A 10,002-nucleotide genomic window follows, 5' to 3' on the forward strand; every position below is an offset into this window, starting at 1 on the left:
AGCCAATAAACACGCCCCGCAACTGCGGGGCGTTTTTCTATCTCCTTTACCGCCAAATCACTTTATAAATTCAATAATGGAATAAAGAAGATATTTTTATTCTTTGTTGTTAGACAACACGCCCTTTAATCTGGCCAAAAATCAGACCATGGAAGACGCGTGTGATGCAATTGAAGGATTCCCCATTCAACCTCTCCCCCCTCTCTGACGAGCAGCAACGTCAGCTGGGTCAGGTACTCTCGACCCTCAATACCCAGCAACTGGCCTGGGTGAGCGGATATCTCTACGGCCTCTCCCAGACCGGTCACCAAAGCGTTGCAGCCAGCGCCGCCGTGGCTACGCCCAGTGGCAGCCTGACCATTCTCTACGGCTCCCAGACCGGCAACGCCAAAGGTGTCGCCACTGCCATCAAGGCGCAGGCCGAGGCCCGCGGTCTACCGGTCACCCTAGCGTCGATGGCCGACTACAAACCCAAGCAGCTCAAGAAAGAGAGCCACCTGCTGGTGGTAGTGAGCACTTACGGGGAGGGTGAACCGCCGGAGAGCGCCGTCGATCTGTTCGAGCAGCTTAAAAAAGGCAAGATCGGCAAGCTGGACGGCCTCAAGTTCGCGGTACTGGGGCTGGGTGACAGCTCCTACGAATTTTTCTGCCAGACCGGCAAAGATTTTGACGACTTCCTCGCCAAAGCTGGGGCCGAGCGCATTTATGAACTCGCCAGCCTCGATGTGGATTATCAGGATGCCGCCAAGTCGTGGGGCGAACAAGCGCTCAACGCCATTGCCACGACCCTCTCTACCGGAGCGGCCAGCAGCAGCGTGACCAGCTCGGTGCAGCAGGCGGTTGGCCACAGCCAGTACAGCAAGGAGAACCCCTTCCCTGCCCGCCTGTCGGTCAATCAGAAGATCACCGGCCGGGATTCCACCAAGGATATCCGCCATATCGAGATCAATCTGGCCGACTCCGGCCTCACCTATCAGCCGGGGGATGCCCTCGGTGTCTGGTTCGACAATGACGCCGAACTGGTGGGCGAAGTGCTGGCCCTGACCGGCCTCTCTGGCGATGAAGCCACGGCTCACGGCACCTTGCGCGCCGCACTGACCGGTCACTTCGAACTGACCCGGCTGCACGGCGGCTTTATCACAGGGCTCGCTGACATATCGGACAATGCGGCGCTGAAAGACTTGGCCGGTGACAAGGCCCAGGTCAATGCACTGGTCGCCTCTGCCCAAGTGGTGGATGTGCTGAAACGCTTCCCGACCGCCCTCACGGCCGAGCAGCTGATCGGGTTGCTACGTCCCCTCACCCCGCGCCTCTACTCCATCGCCTCCGCCCAGAGCGAAGTGGAAGAGGAGGTGCACCTGACCGTCGGCGTGGTGCGCTATCCACAGGAAGATGGCACAGTGCGCTCTGGCGCAGCCTCCTCCTATCTGGCAGATCGGCTGATTGAGGATGGCGAGGTGCGGGTATTCGTGGAGCACAACGACAACTTCCGCCTGCCGCAAAACCCCGACACCCCCGTCATCATGGTGGGCCCGGGCACCGGCATCGCCCCGTTCCGTGCCTTTATGCAGGAGCGGGAAGCTCAGGGCGCGGAAGGCAAGAACTGGCTCTTCTTCGGCAACCCCCACTTTACCCAGGATTTCCTCTATCAGGTGGAGTGGCAGCGTTATGTGAAATCGGGGCTGCTGTCGAAGATCTCCCTGGCCTTCAGCCGGGATCAGGCCAACAAGATTTATGTGCAGGACCGCCTGCGCGAGGCAGGGCTTGAGCTCTACCAGTGGCTGGAAGCAGGCGCTCACTTCTATGTGTGTGGTGACGCCAACAAGATGGCCAAGGATGTGCAGGAGGCCCTGCTGGAAGTGATTGCCGAACACGGCCACAAGAGCCGTGAGGAAGCAGAAGAGTATTTGAGCGAATTGCGTCGTGCCAAACGTTATCAAAGGGATGTCTATTGATGAGCAAACAACCTCTTTCTCACCCAAAAGCGGGACCGGTCGAAGGGCCGCTGGCCGACAACGAGCGCCTCAAGCGCGAAAGCAACTTCCTGCGCGGCACCATTGAGCAGGATCTGCAGGACCCGCTCACCGGCGGCTTCAACGGCGACAACTTCCAGCTGATCCGCTTTCACGGCATGTATCAGCAGGATGACCGCGACATCCGCCCGGAGCGCGCAGCCCAGAAGCTGGAGCCGCTGCACAACGTCATGCTGCGTGCCCGCCTGCCGGGTGGGATCATCACCCCGGCCCAGTGGCAGATCATCGACAAGTTCGCCGAAGAGCACAGCCTCTACGGCAGCATCCGCCTGACTACCCGTCAGACCTTCCAGTTCCACGGAGTATTGAAGCGCGACATCAAGCTGATGCACCAGACCCTCAACAGCACCGGCATCGATTCCATCGCCACTGCGGGCGACGTGAACCGCAACGTGCTCTGCACCAGCAACCCGGTGGAGTCCGAGCTGCATCAGGAGGCCTACGAGTGGGCCAAGAAGATCTCCGAGCACCTGCTGCCCAAGACCCGCGCCTACGTGGAGATCTGGCTGGACGGTGAAAAACAGGGACAGGACGAGGAGCCGATCCTGGGCTCCAACTACCTGCCGCGCAAATTCAAGACCACTGTGGTGATCCCGCCTCACAACGACGTGGATATCCACGCCAACGACCTCAACTTCGTGGCCATTGCCGAGAATGGCAAGCTGGTTGGCTTCAACGTACTGGTGGGCGGGGGGCTGGCCATGACCCACGGCGACACCAGCACCTACCCGCGCAAGGCGAGCGATTTTGGCTTTATTCCACTCTCCCACGTGCTGGAGGTGGCGGCCGCCGTGGTCAGCACCCAGCGCGACTGGGGCAACCGGGTCAACCGCAAGAATGCCAAGACCAAGTACACCCTCGAGCGCGTCGGCGTCGAAGCCTTCAAGGCCGAGGTGGAGAGCCGTGCCGGCATCCAGTTTGGCGAAGTGCGTCCCTATGAGTTCACCAGCCGTGGCGATCGCTTCGGTTGGGTAGAGGGGATCGACGGCAAGCATCACCTCACCCTGTTTATCGAGAATGGCCGCCTACTGGACTTCCCGGGCAAGCCGCTCAAAACCGGCATGCTGGAGATCGCCAGGGTGCATCAGGGGGATTTTCGCCTGACCGCCAACCAGAACCTGATCATCGCCGGGGTACCTGCCAGCGAAAAAGCCCGCATCGAAGGGCTGGCGCGCCAATACGGCCTGCTGGATGACGGCGTAAGCGAGCAGCGCAAGCAGTCCATGGCTTGTGTGGCCCTGCCCACCTGCCCGCTGGCGATGGCCGAGGCCGAGCGCATGCTGCCGGCGTTTGTCACCGACATCGAAGGCTTACTGGCCAAGCACGATCTCGCCGATGACGCCATCATCTTCCGGGTCACCGGCTGCCCCAACGGCTGCGGCCGCGCCATGCTGGCGGAAGTGGGTCTGGTGGGCAAGGCTCCCGGCCGCTACAACCTGCATCTGGGGGGCAATCTGGAGGGGACCCGCATTCCGCGCCTCTATAAGGAGAACATCACCGAGCCGCAGATCCTGGCCGAACTGGACGAGCTGATCGGCCGCTGGGCCACCGAGCGCAATCAGGGTGAGTGCTTCGGCGACTTCGTGATCCGGGTTGGGGTAATTGCCCCCGTTATCGATTCTGCGAGGGACTTCTATGCCGCTTAATCTGCCGCTTAATGTCACTGAAGATGGCCGCCTTGACCTGCAGGCACTGCTGGCCCTCGGCCGTGAGGAGCAAGTCGAGGCACTCGCGCCCCTCAACCGGGAGCTGGATCCCATGAGTGCCCCCGAGCGGGTGCGCTGGGCCCTGGCCAATCTGCCGGGGGAGCATGTGCTCTCATCCAGCTTCGGCATTCAGGCGGCGCTGATGCTCCATCTGGTAAGCCGCGAGCGGGCCGACGTGCCGGTAGTGCTGACCGATACCGGTTATCTGTTCCCCGAGACCTACCGTTTCATCGACGAGTTGACCGAGCGCCTCGCGCTCAACTTGAAGATCTACCGGGCCGAGCTCAGCCCTGCCTGGCAGGAGGCGCGCTTCGGTCTCTTGTGGGAGCAGGGGGTGGAGGGGATCACCCGCTACAACCAGCTCAACAAGGTGGAGCCGATGGACCGCGCCCTGCGTGAGATGGGGGCCCAGACCTGGTTCTCCGGCCTGCGCAGGGAGCAGTCCGGCAGCCGTGGCAAGCTGCCGGTGCTGGGCATCCAGCGCGACCGCTTCAAGTTCCTGCCGGTGATCGACTGGAGCAACAAGGATGTCTTCTACTACTTCAAGGAGTTCGACCTCCCCTACCACCCGCTGTGGGAGCAGGGTTATCTCTCGGTGGGCGATGTCCACACCACCGCCAAGTGGGAGCCGGGCATGAGCGAGGAGCAGACCCGCTTCTTCGGCCTCAAGCGCGAGTGCGGTTTGCACGAGGAAAATGGCGAGAACGACGGCTCAGGCATCTAATCCCGTCTTGAAAAAGCAACCGAACAACAAGGGCATCCGAAGATGCCCTTGTTGTTCTTTGCCCATTAGCATTCGCCCGTCAGCGGCGCTGCCAGGTCTCGAAGCTATAGGGGCACGGGTTCTTCTCATCGGCAGGGTGGCTCTCGCAATCAACACGTTGCCACTGACCATTGTCAAAAACGGGGAAACGGGTATCCCCCTCCACCGCCAGATCGATGCGGGTCAGGTAGAGACAATCCGCACTCGGCAACATCTCGGCATAGAGATGACCACCACCGATCACCATCAACTCCCCCACCGAGCTACCTGCCAAAAGAGCCAGCGCCGCCTCGACGGAGCCCACCACCTCAATGCCCTCGGCCTGATAGCCGGGATTGCGGCTGATCACCAGATTGCGCCGTCCGGGCAGCGGTCGTCCGATGGATTCGAAGGTTTTGCGCCCCATCAATACCGGTTTACCGAGGGTGACACGCTTGAAGTGGGCCAAGTCAGCAGGCATATGCCAGGGCATCTGGTTGTCCTTGCCGATCACCCTGTCGTGGGCCATGGCGGCAATCATGGAAATCTTCATGGGGCCTCTCACCGTCTGTCAGATTATGGGGCGGTTACGGTACACGACCAGAGAGGGGATCGCCAAACCGAAACTGAGGGCACCGACGATAAAGAGCGCCTTGAGGCCGTTCTCCACCGCACTCTGGATCAACTCCATGGTCACGCCGTTGATGTTGAGCTCTACCACCGCAATCATAGTCTTGAACGCATAACTACCCGGGATCATCGGAATGATGGAAGCAACGCTGAACACCGGACGCGGTGCCAGCAGACGGCGCGACCAGTAGACGCAGACAAAGCCGACCGTGGTCGCCGCCGCCAGCGTCGCCCACTCGATGGGCATGCCGTAGTGGATCAGCAAGGTACGCAGGCTGTGGGCCAGCGCGCCGCCCATGGCGCAATACTTCAGCATCCGTGGTGGCACGTTGAACAGCATGGCAAACCCCACCGCCGGGATGGAGGACCAGAAGGCATCCTTGGCCAGTAGCCAGAGCAAATCCATCATACTTTCCACCCCCAGATCCCCGTGACCGACATGGCGAGAATGATGCCGGTATTGATCCGTGCGCTGATGGTGAGCAGGGCAACCCCGTTCCCGCTGGCCGATACAGAGTCGACAGCCTTCATACCTTCCACCCCCAGATCCCGGTGACCGACATGGCCAAAATGATACCTATGGCGGCGCTGATGGTCAGCAGGGTCGCAGTCCCCCAGCGGGCCAAGCCCATGTTGAAGTAGCCCTTCACCATGTCGGAGACGGCATTGATCAGCGGAAAGCCCGGCACCAGCAGCAGCACGCTGGCCGCCATGGCGAGATAAGGCTGGTCACCCCAGTTAAAAAAGGTGGCGCTGGAGGAGAGCAAGGTGGCAATAAAGCCGGTGGCGGCAAAGTTGATGAGCGGGCTATGGTGATGGCGGGCCATCAGCTGGCGCACCCGCATCGCCACGGCAGACGAAAAACAGGTCACCAGGAAGATGGGCCAGTCACCGCCAAACAGCAGGCTAAAGGCACCACAGGAGAGCCCCACCATGGGGACCACCAGCCAGGGGTGATAGTGAAAGGGGACGATGGCCTCGAGCCGCTGGCGCACTTCACGGGCACCGATCAGCTCTTTTTCCGCCATGATGCAGATCCGCTGGATCTCGCACACCACCTGCATATTGATGCCATGTTCGCGCACCCGCCGGGTAGTGGTGACGCAACCCCCCTGATAGAGACTGGTGAGCACGATGGCACTGGAAGAGATGGCCATTTCGACACTCTCCAGCCCCAGCGCCATCCCCAGCCGCACCGTGGTCTGCTCGATGATCCGGCTCTCCGCCCCGAACTGGGCCAACATCTGACCCACCTTGACGATAATGCGGGTGATCTCTGTCTGTTGCTCCCGCGACAACACCCGTCTTGGTGTGATACTTCTCATAATCCCTTCGAGTCGTAGCAATAAAAATTTCGGCCATATTAGCCTAACTTTTACTGTTATTCATCCACCCCTATCACAACCTGACTAATTAGTTATTACAAGAAGGAGAAAAGAGATCACATCACAAATACATTACGAGTAACATTAAAAACCATAACAATCAGGTCGCCAGCAATTCCCTTTATTATGGCCTCGCCGATTTGGCTGAAATATCAACCAAGGGGGTTATTGCAGATTATTTACGACGTCGATAGTCCGCCAGATGGATTATTTTACCACTGCCATCGCTTTCAGATGGAGGGTCCCCCTCTTCTCTGAACTGGCTCATTTCGCTGCGCATCAAATAAAAGGATTCCCGCATCATGTTGGTAATCCGGATACAGCTATCAAGATTGTTTTTCGCCAGACGGCGCTGACCATCAATCTTGAACTGCAACCCGCGCAGACGGCGCTGCTGATCAGGGCTCGCACGGGCCATCAACAGGTCGATCTGCTGCTCCAGAATCGCATCCAGCCGGGAGGGCTCACTCGCAGCCAACTCCTTCAGGGTGTCAAAATCAGGCAACTCCATATGCCCTCCTTGGCGACTATTGCTGGCAACACACTGCGGTACCACACCATCACGTCCCAGCCATATAAATCTGTATATACGACGCGGCTAAAAAGGGTTCAATCCATCCACTGGGGACCAAACAGGACAATGGTCACTACGAGGGTGTCTATCTATTTTAATTGTGTTTGGAAACAAGCGATTGTTTTTAATTCAGGCGAGATAAAACACTTATACATTTTAGGTTGTGATTTTCTGTTTTTTATTGCAAATAAAAATCCGGGTGGCCTTATTTTGCTTCATTCGACACTTTATTCTTCCCTCACCGACCCGCGTCATCTCCTGACGGTTTAACATATCTCACTGATTATGTTATTTTAATTGCCACTTTTATCGGACATTCAAGAGCAGACCATGAGCAAGGCAAAAATCGGTATCGTCACCGTCAGCGATCGCGCCAGCGCGGGCATCTATGAAGACCTCTCCGGCAAGGCCATCATCGACACCCTGAACGCCTATCTGACCTCGGAGTGGGAACCTGTCTATCAGGTGATCCCCGATGAACAGGATCAGATTGAAGCGACCCTGATCCGACTGGCGGATGAGGAGCAGTGCTGTCTCATCGTCACCACAGGCGGCACCGGTCCGGCCAAGCGGGATGTCACGCCGGAAGCGACCGAGGCAGTATGTGATCGCTTGATGCCGGGCTTTGGCGAGCTGATGCGGGCCGAATCCCTCAAATTTGTGCCGACCGCCATTCTGTCGCGCCAGACTGCCGGGCTGCGCGACGATACCCTGATCGTCAATCTGCCGGGCAAACCCAAATCAATCCGCGAATGTCTGGATGCAGTTTTCCCTGCCATCCCCTACTGTATCGATTTGATGGAAGGGCCGTATCTCGAGTGCGATGAAACTGTCATCAAGCCATTTCGGCCGAAAAAATAGCGAACCCGACCATAAAAAATAATGGCGAGCCAAGGCTCGCCATTATTTTTAACTCATCTGTGTGCGCAGACACACCACATCAATTATTTGCGGCCGAATACTTTCACGCCCGCTTTGCTACGCTCTGAATTACCGTACACTTCGATCTTTTTCACACAACGACGCGAACCCAGTGATTTCCACTCGGTCTCTTTATCACTGCTCATATCCCGATCAAAATGAATGGTCTTGGTACGGTCACCACCATAGGTCACCACCACCCGATCCAGGGTCAAATCACGCTCCGCCTTCACCTTGATATATTTGGTCTGACGGCAAATCACCAAAGGAATTGTCGCACCATGATCACCGGCTCCCAGTAAAATCGTCCGCCCCAGCGTGAACTGATCGTCACCGGCATGGCTGGCTGACGCCACCACCAGCAAGACACCACCCAGCAAGCTGCGCGCGGAAAAACGGGAATTCCAGATAGACATCAAGGACATAACACCTCCAATAAAAAATGGAGTGTGATGATAAGGGTTAAACCATAACGGAAGCTGTATCACGGCTGAATTTGCTGCGAATGTGCGGGGATCAACAGAGAAAACAGCACGACTTTTCGGCAAAAGAGAAGAGCCGCAGAGAGCGGCCCTTGCGGCAAGAGAGCGCTTAGCGCTCCATGATTTGGGTCACGTCATCTTTCTTGATCATTACCTCACGCCCTTCATGATCGTAATAGCGATACATGCCGGTGCTCTCATCCAGCTTGGGCTTGCTCTCTGTGGTGATCATCTTGCCATCCTTGGTGCTCATGATGTATTGGGAGCTGCATGCCACCAGCCCCAAAGCGCACACCAGGATCATCATCAGTTTTTTCATTGCGGCCTCTTCTTCGATCATCCTCACCACGAGGATGTTTCTTGAAGCCTAGTTCAATCGCACGGCACGAGATGGCGGGATGAGCAAAGCGGGATCGCCGTCAATAATCAGCGACTTAGCCTCGCTATCTGGCCGGGTGGCGAGCGCAATGAAAAAGGCCGGACATCTCTGTCCGGCCTCTTCTTTTCAGCACCAGCGCGCAATCATGACTTGGCGGGCTGACGCTCACCGGTCACGGTCGGGTTCCTGGGATCCATGCTCCACTCGTACCAACCGCCGTCGTAGACGCTGATCCGTTTCCAGTCCATCAGCCAGGCGTAGAAGAAAGCCTCGGAGGCGCGCCAGCCGGTACCGCAGTAGAACGCAGCCTGCTGAGTTGGCTCGATGTTCCACTGGTCCCACATGGCGAGGATCTCGCGGGCCGGCTTCATGGTGCCGTCCGGGTTGTGGAAATCACTCATGCTGTTGGCATCCACCCCGCCGTGACCCCACTTGGCCCCCGGGATATCGCCCTTCGGCTTGATGTAGCTATAACCTGAGGTGTTGCCGACAAACTCGTCCCAGGTGCGCACGCTGACCAGGGCGCTATCGGGCTTCTTGAGCAGCTCTTTCGCCTGACTTAGCGTGGTGTAGTACTCGGGGTGAGCGGGAATGGCCACGCCAAACTCCTTCACCGGCTCATATTTGTTGGGCAGACCGGTTTCGGTGCGCAGGTGCTGGATAAACCAGGCATCCAGGCCACCGTCCAGCAGGCGCACATCTTCCACCCCCGCATACATCATCAGGTGCGCGGCACGGGCGGCCGCCATGGTGTTGCGACCGTAAAGGATTACGGTGGTGTCGTGACGGATGCCGTTATCCAGCAGCAGCTTCTTGAGCGCTTCGTCAGAGACCTTGTTCCACAGCGGCTCCTCTTCGAGGCTGTTGGTATCGATATAACCGGCCCCCGGGATGTGGCTGATGAGGTAGGCCTTGGGTGAACCCCAATCCACTTCAAACAGCTTCCAGTCACCCTTGGGCGCCGCGGCAACCGGCTTGCCCTCTTGCAGGTCAGCCAACCAGCGCGGATAGACCAGCTGCTGCCAGCGTGCCAGCGACTCGCGCGGTGCGGCTTGCCACCCTTGCAACTCGAACAGCTGCTTGATCCCCTGCTTGCGCAGCAGACGAGCCACCTCGGCCACTTCGCGGGACGCACCGTAGAGGGCAACCG

12 protein-coding genes are annotated in these 10,002 nt (G+C 58.3%); 4 read left to right on the plus strand and 8 right to left on the minus strand.

Annotation, left to right across the window (positions count from 1 at the left end; all coding sequences use genetic code 11):
- Positions 1 to 164: 164 nt before the first annotated feature.
- Genes DBR30_RS16880 through DBR30_RS16890 form a run of 3 tightly spaced genes read left to right on the plus strand, consistent with a single transcriptional unit; the run spans position 165 to position 4,463 of the window.
- The gene (locus DBR30_RS16880; RefSeq protein ID WP_181363609.1) at positions 165 to 1,955 is read left to right on the plus strand and encodes an assimilatory sulfite reductase (NADPH) flavoprotein subunit; all 1,791 of its coding nucleotides are present in this window, start codon (positions 165 to 167) and stop codon (positions 1,953 to 1,955) included.
- The gene (gene cysI, locus DBR30_RS16885) at positions 1,955 to 3,679 is read left to right on the plus strand and encodes an assimilatory sulfite reductase (NADPH) hemoprotein subunit (protein WP_108542143.1); all 1,725 of its coding nucleotides are present in this window, start codon (positions 1,955 to 1,957) and stop codon (positions 3,677 to 3,679) included. Before DBR30_RS16880 ends, cysI begins: the two co-directional genes overlap by 1 nt.
- On the plus strand, positions 3,669 to 4,463 hold the full coding sequence (locus DBR30_RS16890) for a phosphoadenylyl-sulfate reductase (RefSeq protein WP_108542142.1): 795 nt from the start codon (positions 3,669 to 3,671) through the stop codon (positions 4,461 to 4,463). The genes cysI and DBR30_RS16890 overlap by 11 nt, the downstream gene beginning before the upstream one ends.
- A gap of 79 nt (positions 4,464 to 4,542) precedes the next feature.
- On the opposite strand, the gene folA is transcribed toward DBR30_RS16890, so the two are convergent.
- The 5 genes from folA to DBR30_RS16910 all read right to left on the minus strand — a co-directional run bounded on the left by folA (position 4,543) and on the right by DBR30_RS16910 (position 7,007).
- Positions 4,543 to 5,034, minus strand: a complete 492-nt coding sequence (gene folA, locus DBR30_RS16895) for a type 3 dihydrofolate reductase (RefSeq protein ID WP_108542141.1) — start codon at positions 5,032 to 5,034, stop codon at positions 4,543 to 4,545.
- Between the two features lie 18 nt (positions 5,035 to 5,052).
- On the minus strand, positions 5,053 to 5,520 hold the full coding sequence (locus tag DBR30_RS16900; protein WP_026035076.1) for a threonine/serine exporter family protein: 468 nt from the start codon (positions 5,518 to 5,520) through the stop codon (positions 5,053 to 5,055).
- Positions 5,517 to 5,642: a hypothetical protein gene (locus DBR30_RS22435; protein ID WP_005335209.1), complete on the minus strand. Its 126-nt coding sequence runs from the start codon at positions 5,640 to 5,642 to the stop codon at positions 5,517 to 5,519. Before DBR30_RS22435 ends, DBR30_RS16900 begins: the two co-directional genes overlap by 4 nt.
- Positions 5,639 to 6,436, minus strand: a complete 798-nt coding sequence (locus tag DBR30_RS16905) for a threonine/serine exporter family protein (RefSeq protein ID WP_005348133.1) — start codon at positions 6,434 to 6,436, stop codon at positions 5,639 to 5,641. Before DBR30_RS16905 ends, DBR30_RS22435 begins: the two co-directional genes overlap by 4 nt.
- Before the next feature lie 235 nt (positions 6,437 to 6,671).
- On the minus strand, positions 6,672 to 7,007 hold the full coding sequence (locus DBR30_RS16910; RefSeq protein WP_108542140.1) for a DUF3135 domain-containing protein: 336 nt from the start codon (positions 7,005 to 7,007) through the stop codon (positions 6,672 to 6,674).
- Positions 7,008 to 7,400: 393 nt separating this feature from the next.
- On the opposite strand from DBR30_RS16910, the gene mog reads away from it, so the two are divergent.
- Positions 7,401 to 7,931 (plus strand): molybdopterin adenylyltransferase, encoded by a 531-nt coding sequence (mog, locus tag DBR30_RS16915; protein ID WP_108542139.1) that lies wholly within the window; start codon positions 7,401 to 7,403, stop codon positions 7,929 to 7,931.
- Between the two features lie 83 nt (positions 7,932 to 8,014).
- On the opposite strand, the gene DBR30_RS16920 is transcribed toward mog, so the two are convergent.
- The 3 genes from DBR30_RS16920 to DBR30_RS16930 form a co-directional block, all read right to left on the minus strand.
- Positions 8,015 to 8,416, minus strand: coding sequence for a DUF2541 family protein (locus DBR30_RS16920; protein ID WP_069555906.1), 402 nt, complete (start codon positions 8,414 to 8,416; stop codon positions 8,015 to 8,017).
- Positions 8,417 to 8,582: 166 nt separating this feature from the next.
- Positions 8,583 to 8,792: a YgdI/YgdR family lipoprotein gene (locus DBR30_RS16925; protein WP_005335219.1), complete on the minus strand. Its 210-nt coding sequence runs from the start codon at positions 8,790 to 8,792 to the stop codon at positions 8,583 to 8,585.
- A gap of 203 nt (positions 8,793 to 8,995) precedes the next feature.
- Positions 8,996 to 10,002: sulfurtransferase (locus tag DBR30_RS16930; RefSeq protein ID WP_258224471.1), on the minus strand; the 1,007-nt coding region annotated here is incomplete at its 5' end.

This window comes from Aeromonas sp. HMWF017 (assembly GCF_003061465.1).
In the GTDB taxonomy this organism is placed as follows: Bacteria; Pseudomonadota; Gammaproteobacteria; order Enterobacterales; family Aeromonadaceae; genus Aeromonas; species Aeromonas veronii.

What these genes read in the sequence shown, in the direction of transcription:
- DBR30_RS16925 (WP_005335219.1), bottom strand. Translation starts at nt 8,792, where the DNA reads ATGAAAAAACTGATGATGATCCTGGTGTGCGCTTTGGGGCTGGTGGCA.
- DBR30_RS16890 (WP_108542142.1), top strand. Translation starts at nt 3,669, where the DNA reads ATGCCGCTTAATCTGCCGCTTAATGTCACTGAAGATGGCCGCCTTGAC.
- DBR30_RS16880 (WP_181363609.1), top strand. Translation starts at nt 165, where the DNA reads ATGCAATTGAAGGATTCCCCATTCAACCTCTCCCCCCTCTCTGACGAG.
- DBR30_RS16920 (WP_069555906.1), bottom strand. Translation starts at nt 8,416, where the DNA reads ATGTCCTTGATGTCTATCTGGAATTCCCGTTTTTCCGCGCGCAGCTTG.
- mog (WP_108542139.1), top strand. Translation starts at nt 7,401, where the DNA reads ATGAGCAAGGCAAAAATCGGTATCGTCACCGTCAGCGATCGCGCCAGC.
- cysI (WP_108542143.1), top strand. Translation starts at nt 1,955, where the DNA reads ATGAGCAAACAACCTCTTTCTCACCCAAAAGCGGGACCGGTCGAAGGG.
- DBR30_RS16910 (WP_108542140.1), bottom strand. Translation starts at nt 7,007, where the DNA reads ATGGAGTTGCCTGATTTTGACACCCTGAAGGAGTTGGCTGCGAGTGAG.
- DBR30_RS16905 (WP_005348133.1), bottom strand. Translation starts at nt 6,436, where the DNA reads ATGAGAAGTATCACACCAAGACGGGTGTTGTCGCGGGAGCAACAGACA.
- folA (WP_108542141.1), bottom strand. Translation starts at nt 5,034, where the DNA reads ATGAAGATTTCCATGATTGCCGCCATGGCCCACGACAGGGTGATCGGC.
- DBR30_RS16900 (WP_026035076.1), bottom strand. Translation starts at nt 5,520, where the DNA reads ATGATGGATTTGCTCTGGCTACTGGCCAAGGATGCCTTCTGGTCCTCC.
- DBR30_RS22435 (WP_005335209.1), bottom strand. Translation starts at nt 5,642, where the DNA reads ATGAAGGCTGTCGACTCTGTATCGGCCAGCGGGAACGGGGTTGCCCTG.